Source organism: Caviibacter abscessus (assembly GCF_001517835.1).
Classification (GTDB): domain Bacteria; phylum Fusobacteriota; class Fusobacteriia; order Fusobacteriales; family Leptotrichiaceae; genus Caviibacter; species Caviibacter abscessus.
This window is the reverse complement of sequence record NZ_LOQG01000003.1, coordinates 66,714-87,287: the sequence shown is the minus strand read 5'-3', so window position 1 is coordinate 87,287 and position 20,574 is coordinate 66,714. Positions and strand designations below refer to the sequence as shown.

The 20,574-nt window shown below is 26.7% G+C and carries 21 protein-coding genes; 10 read left to right on the top strand and 11 right to left on the bottom strand.

From position 1 onward, the window contains the following. The 9 genes from AWT63_RS01980 to pflB all read right to left on the bottom strand — a co-directional run. A partial coding sequence (locus AWT63_RS01980; protein ID WP_156414485.1) for an ABC transporter ATP-binding protein occupies positions 1–656 on the bottom strand: 656 nt, incomplete at its 3' end. A gap of 150 nt (positions 657–806) precedes the next feature. Next, complete coding sequence (locus AWT63_RS01975; RefSeq protein ID WP_068268000.1) at positions 807–1,763, bottom strand: transketolase family protein; 957 nt, start codon at positions 1,761–1,763, stop codon at positions 807–809. Beyond that, positions 1,763–2,578: a transketolase gene (locus AWT63_RS01970; RefSeq protein ID WP_068267999.1), complete on the bottom strand. Its 816-nt coding sequence runs from the start codon at positions 2,576–2,578 to the stop codon at positions 1,763–1,765. Before AWT63_RS01970 ends, AWT63_RS01975 begins: the two co-directional genes overlap by 1 nt. Before the next feature lie 5 nt (positions 2,579–2,583). Further along, positions 2,584–3,927, bottom strand: coding sequence for a PTS ascorbate transporter subunit IIC (locus tag AWT63_RS01965; protein ID WP_068267998.1), 1,344 nt, complete (start codon positions 3,925–3,927; stop codon positions 2,584–2,586). A gap of 13 nt (positions 3,928–3,940) precedes the next feature. Beyond that, entirely contained in the window at positions 3,941–4,210 is a 270-nt protein-coding gene (locus tag AWT63_RS01960) for a PTS sugar transporter subunit IIB (protein WP_068267997.1), read from the bottom strand. Between the two features lie 15 nt (positions 4,211–4,225). Continuing rightward, the gene (locus AWT63_RS01955; protein ID WP_068267996.1) at positions 4,226–4,642 is read right to left on the bottom strand and encodes a PTS sugar transporter subunit IIA; all 417 of its coding nucleotides are present in this window, start codon (positions 4,640–4,642) and stop codon (positions 4,226–4,228) included. 16 nt (positions 4,643–4,658) lie between these two features. Continuing rightward, positions 4,659–6,584 carry a BglG family transcription antiterminator gene (locus AWT63_RS01950; protein WP_068267995.1) on the bottom strand — a complete coding sequence of 642 codons (1,926 nt, stop codon included), beginning with the start codon at positions 6,582–6,584 and terminating at the stop codon, positions 4,659–4,661. Positions 6,585–6,721: 137 nt separating this feature from the next. After that, positions 6,722–7,456, bottom strand: a complete 735-nt coding sequence (gene pflA / locus AWT63_RS01945; protein WP_068267994.1) for a pyruvate formate-lyase-activating protein — start codon at positions 7,454–7,456, stop codon at positions 6,722–6,724. 72 nt (positions 7,457–7,528) lie between these two features. Then, positions 7,529–9,760: a formate C-acetyltransferase gene (gene pflB, locus AWT63_RS01940; protein WP_068267993.1), complete on the bottom strand. Its 2,232-nt coding sequence runs from the start codon at positions 9,758–9,760 to the stop codon at positions 7,529–7,531. A gap of 290 nt (positions 9,761–10,050) precedes the next feature. Here pflB and gpmA point away from each other — a divergent pair, with 290 nt between their 5' ends. From gpmA to AWT63_RS01905, 7 genes are all read left to right on the top strand, one after another. Next, a complete protein-coding gene (gene gpmA, locus AWT63_RS01935; protein WP_068267992.1) occupies positions 10,051–10,731 on the top strand; it encodes a 2,3-diphosphoglycerate-dependent phosphoglycerate mutase in 681 nt (226 codons plus the stop codon). A 133-nt stretch (positions 10,732–10,864) separates the two neighbouring features. Then, positions 10,865–11,833 carry a 6-phosphofructokinase gene (gene pfkA, locus AWT63_RS01930; RefSeq protein WP_068267991.1) on the top strand — a complete coding sequence of 323 codons (969 nt, stop codon included), beginning with the start codon at positions 10,865–10,867 and terminating at the stop codon, positions 11,831–11,833. An 18-nt stretch (positions 11,834–11,851) separates the two neighbouring features. Next, positions 11,852–13,297 carry a pyruvate kinase PykF gene (gene pykF, locus AWT63_RS01925; RefSeq protein ID WP_197407520.1) on the top strand — a complete coding sequence of 482 codons (1,446 nt, stop codon included), beginning with the start codon at positions 11,852–11,854 and terminating at the stop codon, positions 13,295–13,297. A 63-nt stretch (positions 13,298–13,360) separates the two neighbouring features. Continuing rightward, positions 13,361–13,951: a recombination mediator RecR gene (gene recR / locus AWT63_RS01920; RefSeq protein WP_068267990.1), complete on the top strand. Its 591-nt coding sequence runs from the start codon at positions 13,361–13,363 to the stop codon at positions 13,949–13,951. Further along, positions 13,941–15,092, top strand: coding sequence for a methionine adenosyltransferase (gene metK, locus AWT63_RS01915; protein WP_082680417.1), 1,152 nt, complete (start codon positions 13,941–13,943; stop codon positions 15,090–15,092). The genes recR and metK overlap by 11 nt, the downstream gene beginning before the upstream one ends. After that, on the top strand, positions 15,085–16,593 hold the full coding sequence (locus tag AWT63_RS01910) for a peptide ABC transporter substrate-binding protein (RefSeq protein WP_068267988.1): 1,509 nt from the start codon (positions 15,085–15,087) through the stop codon (positions 16,591–16,593). Before metK ends, AWT63_RS01910 begins: the two co-directional genes overlap by 8 nt. Further along, complete coding sequence (locus AWT63_RS01905; protein WP_068267987.1) at positions 16,590–17,564, top strand: histidine phosphatase family protein; 975 nt, start codon at positions 16,590–16,592, stop codon at positions 17,562–17,564. Before AWT63_RS01910 ends, AWT63_RS01905 begins: the two co-directional genes overlap by 4 nt. A 17-nt stretch (positions 17,565–17,581) precedes the next feature. On the opposite strand, the gene AWT63_RS01900 is transcribed toward AWT63_RS01905, so the two are convergent. Both AWT63_RS01900 and AWT63_RS01895 read right to left on the bottom strand, forming a co-directional pair. After that, positions 17,582–17,779: a helix-turn-helix transcriptional regulator gene (locus AWT63_RS01900; protein WP_269431475.1), complete on the bottom strand. Its 198-nt coding sequence runs from the start codon at positions 17,777–17,779 to the stop codon at positions 17,582–17,584. Positions 17,780–17,790: 11 nt separating this feature from the next. Beyond that, positions 17,791–18,252 carry a hypothetical protein gene (locus AWT63_RS01895; RefSeq protein ID WP_068267985.1) on the bottom strand — a complete coding sequence of 154 codons (462 nt, stop codon included), beginning with the start codon at positions 18,250–18,252 and terminating at the stop codon, positions 17,791–17,793. Positions 18,253–18,395: 143 nt separating this feature from the next. Here AWT63_RS01895 and AWT63_RS01890 point away from each other — a divergent pair, with 143 nt between their 5' ends. From AWT63_RS01890 to AWT63_RS01880, 3 genes are read left to right on the top strand one after another with little or no spacing between them, the layout of a single operon-like run. Then, the gene (locus tag AWT63_RS01890; protein WP_068267984.1) at positions 18,396–19,691 is read left to right on the top strand and encodes a DUF4153 domain-containing protein; all 1,296 of its coding nucleotides are present in this window, start codon (positions 18,396–18,398) and stop codon (positions 19,689–19,691) included. 46 nt (positions 19,692–19,737) lie between these two features. After that, positions 19,738–19,956, top strand: a complete 219-nt coding sequence (locus AWT63_RS01885) for a heavy-metal-associated domain-containing protein (protein WP_068267983.1) — start codon at positions 19,738–19,740, stop codon at positions 19,954–19,956. Between the two features lie 2 nt (positions 19,957–19,958). Beyond that, on the top strand, positions 19,959–20,564 hold the full coding sequence (locus AWT63_RS01880) for a ribonuclease H family protein (protein WP_068267982.1): 606 nt from the start codon (positions 19,959–19,961) through the stop codon (positions 20,562–20,564). The last annotated feature ends 10 nt before the right edge of the window (positions 20,565–20,574 follow it).

The window sequence follows — 20,574 nt, the reverse complement described above, 5'->3', positions numbered from 1 at the left end:
ACACCTAAATCATGTGTTATTAATATTATTCCTGCTTTTATTTCATCTTTTAATTGTCTTATTAAATCAAGTATTTGTGCTTGTATTGTAACGTCAAGTGCTGTTGTAGGTTCATCACAAATTAATATGTCAGGTTTACATGAAAGTGCAATTGCAATTATTACTCTTTGACGCATTCCTCCTGATAATTCGTGCGGAAATCTTCTTATAACTCTTTCTGGATTAGGTATACCAACTTGTTTAACCAGTTCAAGCACTTTTTGCTTTCTTTCTTCTTTGTTATAATTTGTATGATATAACAAACCTTCTTCTATTTGTTCTCCAATTCTCATTAGTGGATTTAGAGCTGATAAAGGATCTTGAAATATCATTCCTATTTTATTTCCTCTTATTTTATTATATTCATTTTCATTTAAACCTACTAAGTTTTTATTCTGGAAATTAATTTCTCCGTCAATTTTCGTATTAATTGGGTTATGTAGTCCTATAATAGATGTTGCAAGTGTGCTTTTTCCACACCCTGATTCTCCAACTATTGCCAAAACTTCATTACGTCTTAAGCTTATATCTACATTGTCAACTGCATTATAATAAACATCTTTTATACGAAAACTTGTACTAAGCTTTTTTATGTCCAACAACACACCATCATTCAAACTATTGCACTTCCTTTCTTTTGAATATATCCATACTTTTTGAATATTATTTATAATTTACATTTTACTGTATTTTCATAATAATTGCAATAATAAAAAAAGAGAACTAATTTACAAAATTTTTTTTGAAATTAGCTCATCTTTTAAATTTTAAAAATTATTAATTACTGCTTCATATATATCTTCAGCCCTTAATTTATATTCTTTTTCTAAAAAATCTAATGTACCTACTTGACCAAATTTTTCTAAAACTCCTATTCTTACTAATTTTGTTGGACAATTTTCAGATAAAACTTCTGCAACTGCCGAACCTAAACCATTTGTTATACTATGATTTTCAGCTGTTACAATTAGCTTTGATTTTTTTGCATACTTTATTATCGTATCCTTATCAAGAGGTTTTAACGTAAATGAATCTATTACTGTTGCTGTTATAGAATGTTTTTCTAGCATTTTTGCAGCTATTTGTGCATTTTTTACCATCATTCCTATTGCAATTATAGTAACATCTTTTCCTTCTTGTAAAACATTAGCTTTTCCTATTTTAAATTTAGAACCATCTTCATATACTTTAAAAACTGATTTCCTTGTTAATCTTATCCAATAAAATTTATTAAAATTATTGTACACTTCATCAAGAACACATTTTAATACATTAGAATCCGTAGGTTCTATAACAACTGTATCAGTTAAGCCTCTAATAATTCCCATATCTTCAAACGACATATGTGTACCACCATTATGTACAGCACTAATTCCTGCATCAGATGCTATAACAACCATAGGATTTTTCTGATAAAGCGAAGAAATAAATATTTGATCTAAACATCTTCTACTTGCAAACGCTGTAAATGTATGTATAAATGGTTTCATTCCAAAACATGACATTCCTGCTGCTGCTGATACTTCTTGTGCTTCCATTATACCGCAATTTATTACTCTATCACCATATTTTTTAAGGTTATAACTTCCTAAAGATCCCATTAAATCTGCATCTAAATACACAACTTTTTCATCATTATTTAAAAACTCATCTAATTTATCTACACATACTTTTCTAAGTTCTATATTTTCTTTTTCTGCTTCACCTTGATAAACTTTATACATTAGTTATCACTACTTTCTAGTTCTTCCAACGCTTTTTCTAATTCTTTTTGTATTTTATCATTTGCTCTTATGTGATGATTACCATTAAACTTTTCTATGAATTTAATTCCTTGTCCTTTTACAGTATCAAGAACTATTACCATAGGATTATTCCCTATATTTTTTGAATATTTTCTAATTTCATCTATATCATCACCTTTTATCATAACTGCATCTAATCCAAATGATTTCGCTTTTTCAACAAAAGAAAAAGGTTCACAAATTTCATTTAAATATCTATCTAACTGTTGTTTATTGTAATCAATAAATATAGTCATGTTATTTAGCTTATTGTGTGATATAAATTGCATAGCTTCCCATACTTGACCTTCCTGAGCTTCTCCATCACCAATAATACAAAAAACTCTATTTTCTTTTTGTTGTATTTTTAATGCCTTTGCTATTCCTGATGCAATTGATATTCCTTGACCTAATGAACCTGTTGTAATATCAACACCTTTTGTTTTTAATCTATCCGGATGTGAAGGTAAATTTGTCCCATTAATATTTAATGTAAGCAAATCTTCTAATGGAAAAAATCCTTTTAAAGCTAAAGTTGCATAAAGTGCAGGACCTGCATGTCCTTTAGAAAGCACTAAATAATCTCTTTCACAACTATTTGGATTATTTGGATCAAATTTCATTACTTCGTTGTATAAAACTGCTAATGTTTCAACACAAGATAATGAACCACCATAATGTCCAAAACCCAAATTTATTAACATTTTCAAAATATTTATACGTATTTTTCTGGCAAATATTTTTGTATCTTTCATATTATTTATTCCTTATTCTTTGATTTTATAAAAAAATTATACATAACTAAAGATACTACAGTAAATACTGTAAGTAAGATTATAATAAACGAATTTTTTGATAAATAACCTAATATTATACCTAATGTTGCAAAATCAGCATCTGAAAAAGTTGTATTTGCATAACCTAAAGCACCTAGTACAGGATAAAGTATTGCCGGTAAAAAAGTTAATAATAATCCATTAGCAAATGCACCTATCATAGCTCCTCTTCTACCACCTGTTGAATTACCAAATACACCTGCTGTTGCACCACAGAAAAAATGAGGAACAACTCCCGGTAGTATAAGAACTGAATTTATTGCACCTAAAATAAATAGTCCTACTATTCCACCTAAAAAACTAAATATAAACCCTATTAAAACAGCATTTGGTGCATATGGAAATACTATAGGACAATCAAGTGCTGGTTTTGCATTAGGAACTAATTTTTCAGAAATACCTGTAAATGCCGGTACTATTTCATTTAAAATTAATCTCACACCTTGAAGTATAATAAATACTCCACCAGCAAATGCTATAGCTTTAAGTATTGAAAAAATTATATAATTATCTCCACCTGAAAGATTAGTAACAAAATTTTTTCCTGCTAATATTGCTAAAATAACATAAATAAACATCATTGTTATAGAAATTGAAATAGAACTATCTCTTAAAAAACTCAAATTTTTAGGCAATTTCATTTCTTCTGTTGATTTTGAATTTTTTCCAACAACTTTTCCTATATAACCAGATAAAATATATCCAAGAGTTGAAAAATGCCCAAATGCTATAGAATTTTCACCTGTTATATTCTTCATAAAAGGTTGTGCTAATGCTGGAAATACTGCCATAGTTATTCCTAGTATAACAGAACCTAAAATAACTAAACTAATTCCTGAAAATCCTGCAACATGTAACATTATTGCTATCATACATGCCATGTATAAAGTGTGATGCCCTGTTAAAAAGATATATTTTAAACGAGTAAATCTAGCAATTAATATATTAGCAACCATTCCAAGTGTCATTATAAGGGCTGTTGGTGTACCAAAATCTTTTAATGCTTGTGAAATTATAGCTTCATTATTAGGTACAACACCTTGTATTGAAAAAGCATGTTCAAACATTTGACCCATAGGTGCTAGTGATGAAACAATTAAATCTGCACCTGCTGATAAAATTAAAAATCCCATTATTGTTTTAATTGTTCCCTTTACTATGTCTGTAAAAGATTTTTTTTGAAGTAATAATCCAATTAATGCGATAAGTCCTACCAATATTGCCGGAACTTTTAAAATTCCTACAATAAATTTTAATAATGTCAACATAAATACCTCCAATTTATATATTTAATTTACTTTTTAATTTTTCACTTAATTCACTCATACTAATAATACTATCTAATATAATAATCTTATCTTTTGAAACCGAACAACTTTCAGCTATATCTTTACCCATAACAAATATATCTGCACTATTTTGATTAACAGATGCCAAATCTTGATGTTCAACTTCCGCTTCAAAATTTAAATTTTTTAAAACTTTTTTTATATTCATTTCAAGCATAAAACTTGAACCTAATCCTGATCCACAAACAGCCATAATTTTCATAAATATCATCCTTTCTTAAATAATCGCTAATATCTCTTCTTTTGTTTTTACATTTTCTAACTTTTTCATTTTATTTTCATTTTGAAATATTTTCATAAGTTCTTTTATAGTATCTATGTGAGAATCTGAATTTATTGCCGCTAAAACAAAAATAAACTTTACATCATTTTCACCAAATTTAACTGCATTATTTAATTTCAAAAACGAAACACCTGTTTTCAAAACACCATTTTCAGGTCTTGCATGCGGCATTGCAATTAAATCTGCCAGTACTATGTAAAATCCCAATTTTTTTACTGACGAAATCATAGCCTCAACGTATCTTTCTTCAATATATTTATTTTTAATAAGATTTTCTGAGGCTTTTCTTATTGCTTCTTCCCAATTATTAATACTTTCTACCACTTCTATATTACTTGCATTAAAAATCATTTTAAGTCTCCTTATATTATTTGAATACCTCTTTAAAATATTCTATTAGTTGTTTATAATTTCTAATGTTTGAAATTTTTTTAGAAAAATCTTTTATCATTATAAGTTTGTATACATCATTTATTATTCCTAAATGTGAACTATTACCAATACTTGAAAAACAGAGCATAAAATTTATATTTTTATCTTTTACTTTAATTGGATCTTTAATAATTAAAATACTTACATCTGTTTTATTGACTCCATTTGTATTTTTAGCATGTGGTATAGCTACATTTTCAGAAATAACTATATATGTCCCAAATTTTTCAAGTGCTTTTAACATCTCATCTGTATAATTTTTGTTAGTTACACCTAATTTTTCTAAATTATTGCCTAAAATATTTACTGCTTCCTCCAATGTTTTTACATTATCTTTAAAAATACATTTTTCTTTTGTTAAAATATTTAAAAGTTCTGAGCTTAAATTATATTTTTCAAAGAAAAACTTAGAATATTTATTAAGTAGCATTTGAGCAACTTTATCATTATTAAAATTATTTATAGTTGATAAATCATCTAAAAATTCACTTATTAATATTTTATCTTTTTTTCTACTTATACCTAATTCTTCAAGTTTTTTATAATCTTCATAATTTAGTACCGGATTAATCTTAATACTATTTTCTATTTCTAAATTTACAGTAGTTAAAATATAGTCTATATTATGTTTATTAATAGTTTTAATATTCACCATGTATGCAGGCATTATATCTACTATATCTACATCAAATTTTTCTTTTAAGTTATATTCCAAAACTCTTGATGTTCCATATCCTAATCCACATACTAATATTACTTTTTTTCTGTTACATACACTCATTCTATTTATTGATGCTTTAAAATGATATGCAATCAAAAGTATTTCTGTATCTGTAAATTTAATGTCAAAGGCTACTTCAATATCACAAACAGCTTTTTTTATTATGAATATAATAGGATCCTTATTCCAAATTAAATTCTCATATATTTGATTTTTAAGTTCTATATTTTCTTTAAGTCTATATATTGAAACTTTTAAATGACTTAGCAAAAAATTATTTAAAATTTTATCTTCATTTAAATTTACATTTACTTTTTCACTAACAAATTTAATCATTTGTTTTATAAAAAAACTCTCATCTAAACCACTATTGACATTTAAGTATAATGAATTTCCGACAATAAAATCTAATATACGATTAAAGCCATTTAAATTATTAAAATATTTTAAATATACTTTTTTTATTTCCTCTATAATTAAATTATCGTGAAATACATTTTCCATTTTTTCTGGATACTTTATTTGACAATATATTAAGATTTTTAATTTTTTATAACTTTCTTCATTAAGATTTAATATTATATTTTTCGCAATCTCTTTAATAAATTTTTCAATATTCAAAAATAATTTATCATCAATAATATTTTGTATATATTTAAGTAAATGGTCATTTTCATAAACTTCAATTAATTTATTAAGTCTAAAATCGTTTGAGACATTTAAATAATATCCATTTGATTTTGAATAATTAAATTTATATTCTTTTATACTTGCCATATCTGATTTTAAGGTATTTCTTGAAACATTAATCATTTTTGATAATTTTGAAATATTAAGCCCTTTTTCAGAAAAGCTTGAATAAATTTGTAGTATAAGGAGTCTTTCTTCTCTTTTTAGTGATTTTTCTTCTTTTAATAAATTTATAATTTTTATTATTTCACTTTCATTAGTTAAAAAAATATTTCCACTTTTTATTTTAATTATTTCAAACGAATTTTGAGATAAATAGTAGTTTATAATATTTATACTATATTGTATGCTTCGTATAGATACTTTAAAATATTTTGACAAATGTTCCATACTTAAGCTTTTATTTAAAATCAACATATCTAATATTTCAATTTGCCTTTTATTAACCATACTCCCTCCTCATTATTAATGTACCTTGATTTTTATCAAAAACAATTTTCAATATCTTTCACAAAAAATGAAAAAAATTTAGCATAAAAAAAATACTCTCCTTACCTATTGAATAGGTAAAAAAAGTATTTTAATAATTATCTATTTGTCATTTTTACAGGTAATCCATAAGACCTGAATATATCTTCTGCTTTCATTACTTGTTCTCTTGTTGGGGTAGGATTATTTTTTAGAACATAAGTTTTTTTCATCATTTCCCATTTTGATGCACCCATTTGGTGAAATGGTAATATATCTACTCTTTCAACATTTTTAAATTGTGAACAATATTGCCCCCATTTATGTAAATCTTCTTCTGCATCGCTATAACCAGGCACTAAAACATATCTTAACCATACCGGTTTATTTATTTCTTTTAAATATTGTGCAAATTTTAATGTAGGTGCTAAATTTACAGATGTAAGTACCTTGTACTTGTCGGGATCAATATGCTTTATATCCAGTAACACCAAGTCTACCATTTCTAAAACCTTTTTTGTTCTTTCCGTAAATATATATCCTGATGTATCAAGTGCTGTATGAATACCATTTTCTTTACAAAGTCTAAATATTTCTCTAATAAAATCAGGTTGTGTTAGTGGTTCTCCACCTGAAATAGTGACACCTCCTGTTTTGATAAAACCTTTAACTTTATATATTTCTTGAAAAACTTCTTCAGGTTCTAATTCTTTTTTTCTATCCTTTACATTCCAAGTATCTACATTATGGCAGTAAAGACATCTTAACGGACAACCTTGTACAAATAAAACAAATCTTATTCCCGGTCCATCTTTTGTACCAAAACTTTCAAATGAATGTACAAACCCTTTCATCCTAATTATCCTTTCAAAATAAAACGAAAGTGCAACTATGTTGCACCTTTGTTTTTTTATTTGTTATATATTTTACATCTTGCTTGAGATTGTTCTGTTTATAACATCTAATTGTTGTTCTTTTGTAAGTCTTACAAAGTTTACAGCATATCCAGAAACTCTTATTGTTAATTGTGGATATTTTTCAGGATGTTCCATAGCATCCTCAAGTAATTCTCTACCAAATACGTTTACATTTAAATGTTGTCCTGTTTGATTAAAGTATCCATCTAATAACCCTACTAGATTAACTTGTTTTTCTTCTCTATTCTTACCTAATGTATCAGGTGTGATTGCAAATGTGTATGAAATTCCGTCATTTGCGTGTTCAAACGGTAATTTTGCAACTGATGCAAGTGATGCAACTGCTCCGCTTGTATCTCTTCCGTGCATTGGGTTTGCTCCAGGTCCAAATGGTTTACCGCTTCTTCTTCCATCAGGTGTATTTCCTGTTTTCTTACCGTAAACAACATTAGAAGTTATTGTTAATACTGATTGAGTAGGTATTGCATTTCTATACATTTTATGTGATCTAATTTTATTCATAAATATTTTAACCATATCTACTGCAAATTTATCTGTTTCATCATTGTTATTTCCAAATGGAACATATTCAGCTTCATTTACATAGTCAACTGCAAGACCATTTTCATCTCTTATAACTCTAACTTTACCCGTTTTAATTGCAGCAAGTGAATCTGCAACTATTGATAGTCCTGCTATACCAAATGCTTCAGTTCTTTTTATTGTTCTATCATGTAATGCCATTTCAAATGATTCATAAGAATATTTATCATGCATATAATGAATAATATTTAGTGCTTTAACATATGTTTTTGCTAACCAGTCTAATAATTTATCATATTTAGCCCAAACTTCATCAAAGTCTAAGTATTCTGATGTAATTGGTTCAAACATTCCTGCTGGAGTTACTTGGATACCTTTAATTTCATCTATACCACCATTTATAGCGTATAATAAAGCTTTAGGTAAGTTTACTCTTGCTCCAAAAAATTGCATTTGTTTACCAATAGTCATTGGAGAAACGCAACAAGCTATACCATAGTCATCACCAAATTGTGGGCTCATTAAATCATCATTTTCATATTGTAATGATGAAGTATCTATTGAAACTTGTGCACAGAATTTTTTCCATTCCATAGGTAATTTTTCAGACCATAATACTGTTAAGTTTGGTTCTGGTGCAGGACCTAAATTATATAAAGTATGTAAAATTCTAAATGAATTTTTTGTTACTAATGATCTTCCATCTTTACCCATACCTCCGATTGATTCAGTAACCCATACTGGATCTCCAGAGAATAATGCATCATATTCAGGAGTTCTTAAGAATCTTATTATTCTTAATTTCATAACAAAGTGATCCATATATTCTTGTGCTTGTTCTTCTGTTATTAATCCTTCTTCTAAATCTCTTTGAATATATATATCTAAGAATGTTGAAGTTCTTCCTATACTCATTGCAGCACCATTTTGGTCTTTAGTTGCACCAAGATACGCAAAGTATAGCCATTGAACAGCTTCTTTAGCATTTGTAGCAGGTTTTGAAATATCATAACCATATGATTCAGCCATTCTCTTTAATGCTTTTAATGCTTGTATTTGTTCAAATGTTTCTTCTCTATCTCTTATTAAATCTTCAACCATTTCATCATTATCTAATGATATAAGTTCTTTTTGTTTTTGTTCAATTAAGTAGTCAACACCATATAAAGGAACTCTTCTGTAATCTCCTATAATTCTTCCTCTACCATAAGCATCAGGAAGACCTGTAACAACACCTGTTTTTCTTGCAAGTCTTATATCTTCAGTATAAGCTGAGAAAACTCCGTCATTATGTGTTTTTCTATATTTTGTATAAATTTCTTCTGTTTCTTTATCTAGTGTATAACCAAATGCTTCTAAACTGTTTTTAACCATTCTTAATCCACCATTAGGGAAGATTGCTCTCTTTAAAGGTGCATCTGTTTGAAGCCCAACTATTTGTTCTAAATCTTTGTCAATATATCCTGCTCCATACGCATCTATTTGACTTGGTTTTTTAGTTTCAGCATCATATATACCTTTTTCTCTTTCTTCTTTAATCTTTGGTGTTAAGATATCCCATAATTTCTTTGTAGCATCTGTAGCTCCTGCTAAGAAACTACCATCTCCTGTATACTCAGTATAGTTTAATTTAATAAAGTCAGATACATCAATTTTTTCGTTCCAATTTCCTGACTTAAACCCTCTCCAAGCGTCCATATTCAGCCTTCCTTTCAAATTTACAATTATTCTTTACAATATTATTTTACTCTTTTTTCTCTTTTAATCAAATATTTTAAAAAATATTTTCAATTTATTACTTCATCATATTTACATACATTTTCTGTCCCTTTTATTTTTAAAGCCTTTTCAAACATTTGTTTATTTTCATTTTTTTATATCAACTCCAATTTGTTTCACACTATGAAACACAATGCTTGTTTTTACTTGAATTTTATACATACATATTGTATAATTTTTAAAGCAAATAACTGAAAGGAGTATATAAGATGAAATTAGTTTTAGTTCGTCATGGTGAAAGTCAATGGAATCTAGAAAACAGATTCACTGGTTGGACTGACGTAGACCTTACACAAAAAGGTATAGAAGAAGCAAAAAAAGGGGGGCAAACTTTAAAAGAACAAGGGTTCACTTTTGATGTTGCGTATACTTCATATCAAAAACGTGCAATTAAAACTCTAAATTATATATTAGAAGAAATTGAACAACTTTATCTTCCTGTTTACAAAACTTGGAGATTAAATGAAAGACACTATGGTGCTCTACAAGGATTAAATAAAGCTGAAACAGCTAAAAAATATGGCGATGAACAAGTGCACATTTGGAGAAGAAGTTTTGATGTAGCACCTCCAAAACTTGAAGACGGAGATGAAAGATTACCTGAAAACGATATTAGATATGCAAATATGACTGATTTACCTAGAGGAGAAAGCTTAAAAGATACAATAGCACGTGTATTACCTTATTGGAATGAAACTATTTCAAAAGATATACAAAATGGTAAAAATGTAATAATAGCAGCACACGGTAACAGTTTGAGAGCTCTTATTAAATATCTTTTAAATATTTCAGATACAGATATATTAGATTTAAATTTACCAACAGGTAAACCATTAATATTTGAACTTGATAAAGATTTAAATATAATTTCACAACCAGAATTATTTTAATAGTTTATCCTCAATAAATTTTATTGGGGATATTTTTTATATAAAACATATTTATACAATATATACTATTGAAAAAAGAACATAAAAGTGTTATTATTTAATGTAAAAATGATATATTTTTTAAGGAGTAAAAATGAAAAAAATAGCAATTTTAACAAGTGGTGGAGATTCGCAAGGAATGAATGCAGCTATAAGAACAGTTGCAAAAGCTGCTATGAATAAAGGTTGGGAAGTTTACGCAATAAGAAGAGGTTATAAAGGTATGTTAGAAGATGACATTTATATTATGACTCCTCTTGATGTGGCAAATATCGCAGGAAAAGGTGGTACTATCCTATATACTGCAAGACTTACCGAATTTGCTAACCCTGAAGTTAGAGCTCGTGCTGCTCAAAATTTAAAGAAAAGGGGCATAGAAGCATTAGTAGTTATAGGGGGAGACGGTTCATTTCACGGTGCTCACTACTTATTTGAAGAACAAGGCATTAAAACTGTTGGGCTTCCAGCAACTATAGATAACGATATCGCAGGAACTGATTACACAATAGGGTATGACAGTGCTCTTAATATAGTAATTGATTCTATTTCAAAAATTCGTGATACTGCTCAATCACACGGTAGAACGATTTTTGTTGAAGTAATGGGAAGAAATTGTGGAGATATAGCACTTAATGCTGGTATTGCTGCCGGTGCAAATGGTATACTAATACCTGAAATAAAATGGAGCATAGACGATTTACAAAAAATTATAAGCTCTAGAAGACAAAGAGGTAAAATGTATGATGTAATTGTTGTTTCTGAAGGTGTTGGAAAAACAGAAGAAATAGCAAAACAACTAAAAGAAAAAATGCCTGAATTAGATATTAAAGTTACAGTTTTAGGACATGTTCAAAGAGGTGGAGCACCAAGTGCTTACGATAGACTTCTTGCAACTAAGCTTGGAATTGAAGCTGTAAATATTCTTGATAAAGGTGAAGAAGCAGGAGTTATGTTAGGTATTGAAAAAACAGAAATTACATCACATAAACTTTCTTATGCTTGGGAAAATTATTCTAAGAAAAATCAAAAATATTATGATATAGCTATGATGCTATCAATATAAAAATAGGAGGAAATATAAATGAAAATAAAAATGACAAAAGTTGTTTGTACAATAGGTCCAAAAAGTGAAAAACCTGAAGTTTTAAAACAATTAGTTTTAAACGGAATGAATGTTATGAGATTAAACTTCTCACATGGAGATTTTGAAGAACATGGTGCAAGAATTAAAACAATAAGAGAAATAAGCAAAGAAACAGGTAAACACGTTGCTATTCTATTAGATACTAAAGGTCCTGAAATTAGAACTGGTGCTTTTAGAGACGGAGATGTTAAATATGAACTTGTTGAAGGTGCAAAAATCACTGTTACAACTGATTTCTCAGTATTAGGTGATGATAAGAGAATCGCAGTTTCATATAAAAATATGTCAGAAGATTTAAAACCTGGTGATACTATCTTATTAGATGATGGTTTAATAGGATTAAATGTAGACAGTATTGATGGAACTGAAATTTACTGTACTGTAAAAAACAGTGGATTATTAGGTCAAAAGAAAGGTGTTAATTTACCGGGTGTATCTGTAAACTTACCTGCATTAGCTCAAAAAGATATTGAAGATCTTAAATTCGGTTGTAGAGAAGGCGTTGACTTCATAGCTGCTTCATTTATAAGAAAAGCTTCAGACGTTGCTGCTGTTAGAAAAGTGCTTGATGAAAATGGTGGAGAAAATATTAAAATCATTTCTAAAATTGAAAACCAAGAAGGTATAGATAACTTTGATCAAATACTTGAATTATCAGATGGTATAATGGTTGCAAGAGGAGACCTTGGTGTTGAAGTTCCTGTTGAACAAGTTCCATTTATGCAAAAAATGATGATTAGAAAATGTAATGAAGTAGGTAAACCTGTTATTACAGCTACTCAAATGTTAGACTCAATGCAAAGAAATCCAAGACCTACAAGAGCTGAAGCAGGAGACGTTGCTAACGCTATTCTTGATGGTACAGATGCAGTTATGTTATCAGGAGAATCTGCAAATGGTAAATATCCAGTAGAAGCAGTTAGAACAATGGCAACAATTTCTGCTGTTACTGACCAATATGGAGTTACAAAGAGAACTTTTGAACCAAAAACATTAACAGTTACTGAAGCAATAAGTAAAAGTGCTGTTTACTCTGCTCTATCATTAGATGCTAAATTAATCGTTTGTTGGACTAAAACAGGAAGAGCTGCAAAAATGCTTAGAAAATACAATCCTACTATGCCAATAATCGCATTAACTGATAATGAACAAGCAGCAAGACAATTAGCTATAGTAAGAGGAGTTAGAGCTGTTTTAGCTAAAGATTTAGACAGAACTGAAGACTTCTTCAAAAAAGCTCTTGAAATTGCAGGTGGAAGCAACACAACTACAGATGATGAAAACTATACAGGAATAAGAAAAGGAGATTTAATTGTGCTAGTTACAGGAATTTCTGAAACAGGTACTACAAATACTCTTAAAATTGCTAGAATTGGCGAATAAAAATAAATAAAAGGATAAAAAAATGAATGAACTTGTTCCTTCATTTTTTTTAAAAATAAAATTATGAATAAATTAGATGAATTGATAAAAGTTTTCTCAAGCTTACAAGGTATAGGCAAAAAAAGTGCTATAAGAATAGCATTTGATTTGCTTGAAAAAAATGAATATGAAGTAAAACATTTAGTTGATACTATAACTACTGCATATGAAAACATTAAACCTTGTAGTATATGCAATAACTTAACAGAACAAGGTATATGTGATATTTGTTCTAATGACAAAAGGAATAAAAAAATAATTTGTGTTGTTGAAAATACCAGAGATGTTATGGCTTTTGAAAACGCAGGTGGATATAACGGGCTATATCATGTTTTAGGTGGTAAAATTGACCCTTTAAATGGTAAAGGGGTTAAAGAATTAAATATTGATAACCTTATACAAAGACTAGATAATGTTGACGAAATCGTACTAGCACTTAATCCGGATATTGAAGGAGAAACAACAATACTTTATTTAAGTAAAATAATATCTAAAAAAGATATTAAAATAAGTCGTATTGCAAGCGGTATCCCCATGGGAGGAAATATTGAGTATACTGATATAATGACACTTATTAAAGCAATGGAAGGAAGACAGGTGATTTATGATGAGTAAAGTTTATTTCACTTCAGAATTTGTATCTCCAGGACATCCTGATAAAATATGTGATCAAATATCTGACGCTATATTAGATGAATGTTTAAAAGAAGATGAAAATTCAAGGGTTGCTTGTGAAACTTTTGCTACTACAGGACTTATTTTAGTTGGTGGTGAAATCACAACAAAAACTTATGTAGATATACAAAAAACTACTAGAGATTTAATTAAAGAAATTGGCTATATACCTGGACTTGGATTTGACTATGACTGTGGTATTATTAATACTATTCATTCTCAATCCCCTGATATAGCTATGGGCGTAGATACTGGCGGAGCTGGAGATCAAGGAATAATGTTTGGAGGGGCTGTTGATGAAACTCCGAATTATATGCCTCTTGCAATTACTCTTGCAAGAGAAATAATAATCAAACTTACTAATCTTACTAAAGATAAAACTCTTTTATGGGCTAGGCCTGATGCTAAATCACAAGTAACACTAGAATATGAAAACGATAAAATAATAGGTATTGATTCCATTGTTTTATCTGTTCAACATAGTGAAGACGTTACACTTGAAAAAATAAAAGAAGATTTAAAAACTCTAGTTTTAGCACCCACTCTGGAAAAATACGGATATGATTTAGCTAAAGTAAAACATATTTATATAAATCCTACAGGTAGATTTGTAATAGGTGGTCCACATGGAGATACTGGTCTTACAGGAAGAAAAATAATAGTTGATACTTATGGTGGATACTTTAGACATGGCGGTGGGGCATTTTCAGGAAAAGATAGTTCAAAAGTTGACAGATCTGCTGCATATATGGCAAGATACATCGCTAAAAATATAGTAGCAAGCAAAATTGCAAAAAAATGTGAAATACAACTATCATATGCTATTGGAGTAAGTCAACCAACCTCAATAAAAGTTGATACTTTCGGTACATCTAATATAAATGATGAAAAAATCATAGAAACTATAAAAAAATTATTCGATCTATCTCCTAAAGGCATTGAAAAAACTCTTAAACTAAGAACTCCAAATTTTAGATACAGAGATTTAGCTGCACTTGGGCATATCGGACGTGAAGATATTAAATTACCTTGGGAAGAACTTGATAAAGTAGATGAGCTTAAAAAGGAACTGTATGTTTAAAAGAATTTTATCTATGCTTATATTTTTCATTTTTATTTCTTGTAATAATATTAATGAAACAAGTGTAGTATATAATCTTGGAAATAAACCACAAACTATAGATCCGCATCAATTTACTGAAATGCTTTCAGTACAACTTATATCTACTACTAATGAGGGATTATTAAGACAGGATAAAGATGGAAATTTCATTCATGCATTGGCTTTTGAATTTAGTGAAAAAGGGAATACTCTAATATTTAAAATTAGAAAAGATGCAAAATGGAGTGACGGTTCAAATGTCACTGCTGATGACGTTGTTTTTGGTTTTAAAAGAGCATTAAATAAAAAAACTGCTGCAAGGTTTGCTGAATTATTATTTCCAATAAAAAATGCAGTGAAATATAATAAAGGAGAAGTTAGTGAAAATGAACTTGGTGTTATTTCAAAAAATGATACCGTTATAATTACACTAGAAAAACCTACTCCATATTTTAAACACATACTTAAAATGCCTATTGCATTTCCGGTAAAAAATGGAATAAATACTGATATACATGATTTTAAAACTGCCTTATATAATGGACCTTTTATTATTACTCAAATGAATGATGACAAAATAGTTTTAAAGAAAAATAGATATTACTGGGATAAAAAAAATATAAAAATTGATAAAATCATATACACTACTATAAACAAATTTGAAGTTGTTGAAAATCTAATAAAAAATAATGAAATTGATATGTCAAGAGTTGAACCTTTTGACCTTGATACAAAGCGTAAAAATAAAGAACTAATTAACTATCAAAATGGTCGTATATGGTATTTGGACTTTAATTTAAAAAATGAAATATTAAGTAAAAAGGAAAATAGAAAAGCAATAAATGAAGCTATTGACAGAGAAAAATATGTTAAAGATATAAAATTAGATGGATCAACTGTTGCAAAATCTGTAATATCTTCTGTGTTTAATAGTTATAGAAATATGTATCCTGATAATTCATATTTTTTTGATAATAAAAAAAGTAGCCTATTAGAAGGTAAAAGTATAAGACTTTTAGCAGGTAACTCTACTGCTGAAGTAAAAGAAGCAAGTTTTATACAAGAAGAATTAAGAAGAAAATTAAATCTGAAAGTTAATGTTCAAATAGTTACTTTCAAAGAACGACTTGCTCTTACAAGAAGTGGCAATTATGATATAGTATTAAATACATATAGCCCTAAATTTGATGATCCAATTTCAATGCTTGATAGATGGAATCGTCCAAATAAAAATAACTACCATATTTGGAAACAAAAAGAATATGAAAATTTGATTTTAGCAATTGAAAATGAAACAAATACTAATAAAAGATTTGAGTTAATTAATAAAGCTGAAAAAATCTTAATTGATGATGTTATTATTGCTCCTTTGTATTACTCAACTGAAAATTGGTATATTAGAAAAAATATAAAAAATGTAATTATACATCCTATTTCAACAAGAATAGATGTATTTAAACTAATAAGGGAAAATAAATGAAAATAAAGAAAATTTTAATATTTAGTAGACATGGTTTAAGATATCCTTTAATTAATAACTCAAGTATCACAAATTGGGAATATCCTATAGGAGATTTAACTTTAAAAGGCTCTACTCTCGAATATTTATTCGGTCAACATTTAAATGAAATGCTTGATATTAAAGATGAAAAAATATATTTTTTATCTAATTCTATGAAAAGAACATATTTAACTGCCCGAGCTTTAGCCTTAGCATTTAAACCATATGAAGATACTAAAATAAATATGAAGCATAACACTTTTGATATTACTGATGACAGATTCAATTTATTATTAAAAAATAAAGAAATCATTAATAATTCAAAAATTGATGTTATTGATGAAAAATTAAAAACAATTTATGAAACAATGGAAAATATACTTAAACTAAAAAAAGGGACAATTTCAAATAATAAGTCAGTTATTTGGGCTAATGAAGATGGATTTATATTAGTTGACGGAGCTTTAAAAATTGCAACAGATATATGTGATTTATTTTTACTTAAATATTATGAAGGCTTTAAAAAAGAAGATATCTTTGTAAGTAATAAATTTTTAAGTAACTTAAAATTAATGTCTAAAGCAAAAGATGAATTTTTAGAATTAATTTTTACAAATACCGATTATATAAATAATTCTAAAGAGAATATATATAATTTAGTAAAAGATGAATTAAGTAATATTAAAAACAAGGTAAGTGTATTTGTTGGTCACGATTCTAATTTGGCTACTCTTATGAAAATGTTTAATATAAAATATAAATATCCTAATAAATATAGTATTGAAAAATACCCAGTTGGAGCAAAATTGATATTTAAAGTTTTTGAAGACAATTCATATGAAATTTATTATTCATATTTTGATTATAAAGCAATCAGAAATTTTGAAATAAAAAAACCTTATATGTTTTTACTAAAAAAAGGAAATAATATTAAAGATATAATAAAATAGCCTGTAAAGGCTATTTTTTATTCACTTTCATCATCTTGCCAAAAAAGTTCATCTAATGTTTTATCCAGTACTTTACAAATTGATATACATAATTTTATTGTTGGATTATAATCTCCTTTTTCAATTGCATTTATTGTTTGCCTTGAAACACCAACCAAGTCTGCAAGTGCTTGTTGAGATAACTCTTTTGATATTCTTACTAATTTTAATTTCATATTTTTCATATTTAATCAACTTCTTTTTTGTCAATAAAATATTTTATTACTAAACAAATAAGTAAAACTGATAAAAGTATTATGTAAATTATATTTATCTTAAATATATTTTTTGTAAGATATAAAAATAAAAGAATTATAAAAATTTTGATTATATATTTTTTCTTACTCATATTTCTATAAAAATAAGCGTCATTAAATATACAATATATAGTATAAACACTTATTCCTATATATATCGGTATAAAAACATTTGTAGTTTTATCAAAAAGTTTAATTTCAAATAATGAAAAAAATAATACTGCAAATATCATTGAAAAAAACGCATATTTATACGCCTCTCCTCTTATAATCTGTTGTCTTTCATCATAAATAAATTCATTTTCATTAATATACTTTTTTTTAATAAAATACACTATTATTACAGATACTAACATTCCAATGATAATTCCTAAATTATAGTAATTTAACATAACAATCCACCTCTTTATAAATTAAACTATTTCACAATATAAATATAATATATTTTTTACAAAAAGTCAAATATATTTTACATAAATGATATATCATTTTATTTTATAAATATGGTATAATTAAAATAAAAAAGGTGGTAAGCATGTTAAAAAAAATTAAATTAGACATTTATTTAATTCCTACTATTATTTGGTCAATTATGTTTTTAACACTTTCTTTTAATAGAATTAATACTTCTACGTATATAGAAAAAATTGGTACTCAAGAAAAATTAATACTTTTTTCATTAGTTGCCTTAATTTATGCTTTAGTTCTTAATGGTATAATAAAAAAATATTTTTTAAGTTTTTTTATACCTATTATTCCTGCGTTATACATATATACTCTTAATTATAAAAGCATAATAAGTGAAAAAAAATTAGTTTTAATAATTATTATTGCACTATTTTCATATCTTGCAAAAAAAATTTCATCAAGTACTCTAATTAAGATAATACTTTATATAGGATATTTTATTCTTTCTCTACTTCTAACTTTAATTTTTTATTTATCTTATTATACGCTATTTAATAATACAGAAATATATTTTATTTTTAAAATTTTACTAACTTTTTTAGTAATACTTCTTAATCTTTTCTTTTTAGATGAAAAAGAATACAGTTCAAAATATCTAAATATATTATTTATTATATTTATAACAGCTATATTTATTTTAATTTACTCATTTATGTTTTCAGGGTTTTTACAATCTAAATATTCTGCTGCTTCTATTATAATACTGTGCTCTACATATCCACTGCTTTTATCATATTTCATATTTAATAAAAAATGGATATTGATATTTAATATTTTGCCTTTAATATTTCTTTCATATTATGTAATTACAAATATAAAGGTATTTGGAGTTACCGAAAATAGATATTTCACTTTATTTTTTGGAATTATTGCCCTTATTTTTACTATACTTGCATTAATTAATAAAATAAAAGCAAATAATATTTTTATATCTCTTTGTATATTGTCCATTATAGTTTTTTATACACCATATATAAATGCTTTTGATGTAACTAAAAAAAGCCTTATAACTAGATACAATACAACTAAAAATTTATCAGAAAAAAATAATATATATTATTACGGTAAAGATAGATTATGGAATTTACAATTAAATATAAATGAAAAAGATGGAAATACTTTGTTTGATAAAGATGAAAAAACTTTTGAAATAACTGAAATCAATAAATATTCAAAAATAAAATATATCTACTCTAATGAGTTAAATAAAAACGAACAAATTAAATTTGCCAAAAAAATTATAGAAAATAAATTAGAAAACGGTAATGAAACAATAGTTCCAATAGCTTATTTAATTGAAAAAAATTTGGAAAACGATGCTATTTATATACATTATTTCAAAATCCTAATTCTTACAAAGTAATATTTTTTATGATATAATTACGTATAAATTGAAAGGAAGTAACAAAATGAAAAAGATATTAACTGTACCTGATATAACATGTAATAAATGTGCTGAAAAATTATCTGGTGTTCTATTTGGATTACCTGAAATTGAAAGTGTCACTGTAGATTTAGATAATAAAAATATAGAGGTTGAATTAAATTCAAATATTTCAAATGATACATTAAAATTAGCAGTTAAATCTGCCGGTAAATATGAAATAACTAATATATTAGAGGTGTAAATATGTCATATTACGCATATATCTTAACCGAAGAAAATAAGCAAGGTATTGTAAATGATTGGGAAGAATGTAAAAAATTAATTAGTAATAAAAAATCCAGATACAAAAAATTTAACAGTGAAGATGAAGCTAATGTATGGTTAAATTCAGGAGCTACATATGAAAAAAAGAAAATTGATAAGTCTTCCCTTATAAAGTCTGCTGTTTATTTTGATGCGGGAACTGGACGTGGAAATGGAGTCGAAGTAAAAGTTAGTGATTATCATTCAAATAGTCTCTTATACTTTATTATGGATACTAAACATATAAATGAGTTTGGAAATTACTATGTATCAAAAAATAGAACAAACAATTTTGGCGAATTAACTGGACTTTTTATTGCTTTAAAATACTCAATTAAATATAATGTTAAAGATATATGCGGAGATAGTGAACTTGTTATAAAATATTGGTCTAATGGCCAATATAACAAGGAAAATTTAGATGATGATACAATTTCTCTAATTCATAAAGTAAATGATTTATATTTAAAATTTAAAAATAAAGGTGGAAAACTTCATAAAATATCTGGTGATATAAATCCAGCAGATCTTGGTTTTCACAAATAAAAAGGAAATA

Coding starts and splice junctions, on each gene's coding strand:
- AWT63_RS01975 (WP_068268000.1), bottom strand. CDS start 1,763: ATGTATAAAGTTTATCAAGGTGAAGCAGAAAAAGAAAATATAGAACTT.
- AWT63_RS01970 (WP_068267999.1), bottom strand. CDS start 2,578: ATGAAAGATACAAAAATATTTGCCAGAAAAATACGTATAAATATTTTG.
- AWT63_RS01965 (WP_068267998.1), bottom strand. CDS start 3,927: ATGTTGACATTATTAAAATTTATTGTAGGAATTTTAAAAGTTCCGGCA.
- AWT63_RS01960 (WP_068267997.1), bottom strand. CDS start 4,210: ATGAAAATTATGGCTGTTTGTGGATCAGGATTAGGTTCAAGTTTTATG.
- AWT63_RS01955 (WP_068267996.1), bottom strand. CDS start 4,642: ATGATTTTTAATGCAAGTAATATAGAAGTGGTAGAAAGTATTAATAAT.
- AWT63_RS01950 (WP_068267995.1), bottom strand. CDS start 6,584: ATGGTTAATAAAAGGCAAATTGAAATATTAGATATGTTGATTTTAAAT.
- pflA (WP_068267994.1), bottom strand. CDS start 7,456: ATGAAAGGGTTTGTACATTCATTTGAAAGTTTTGGTACAAAAGATGGA.
- pflB (WP_068267993.1), bottom strand. CDS start 9,760: ATGGACGCTTGGAGAGGGTTTAAGTCAGGAAATTGGAACGAAAAAATT.
- gpmA (WP_068267992.1), top strand. CDS start 10,051: ATGAAATTAGTTTTAGTTCGTCATGGTGAAAGTCAATGGAATCTAGAA.
- pfkA (WP_068267991.1), top strand. CDS start 10,865: ATGAAAAAAATAGCAATTTTAACAAGTGGTGGAGATTCGCAAGGAATG.
- pykF (WP_197407520.1), top strand. CDS start 11,852: ATGAAAATAAAAATGACAAAAGTTGTTTGTACAATAGGTCCAAAAAGT.
- recR (WP_068267990.1), top strand. CDS start 13,361: ATGAATAAATTAGATGAATTGATAAAAGTTTTCTCAAGCTTACAAGGT.
- metK (WP_082680417.1), top strand. CDS start 13,941: ATGATGAGTAAAGTTTATTTCACTTCAGAATTTGTATCTCCAGGACAT.
- AWT63_RS01910 (WP_068267988.1), top strand. CDS start 15,085: ATGTTTAAAAGAATTTTATCTATGCTTATATTTTTCATTTTTATTTCT.
- AWT63_RS01905 (WP_068267987.1), top strand. CDS start 16,590: ATGAAAATAAAGAAAATTTTAATATTTAGTAGACATGGTTTAAGATAT.
- AWT63_RS01900 (WP_269431475.1), bottom strand. CDS start 17,779: ATGAAATTAAAATTAGTAAGAATATCAAAAGAGTTATCTCAACAAGCA.
- AWT63_RS01895 (WP_068267985.1), bottom strand. CDS start 18,252: ATGTTAAATTACTATAATTTAGGAATTATCATTGGAATGTTAGTATCT.
- AWT63_RS01890 (WP_068267984.1), top strand. CDS start 18,396: ATGTTAAAAAAAATTAAATTAGACATTTATTTAATTCCTACTATTATT.
- AWT63_RS01885 (WP_068267983.1), top strand. CDS start 19,738: ATGAAAAAGATATTAACTGTACCTGATATAACATGTAATAAATGTGCT.
- AWT63_RS01880 (WP_068267982.1), top strand. CDS start 19,959: ATGTCATATTACGCATATATCTTAACCGAAGAAAATAAGCAAGGTATT.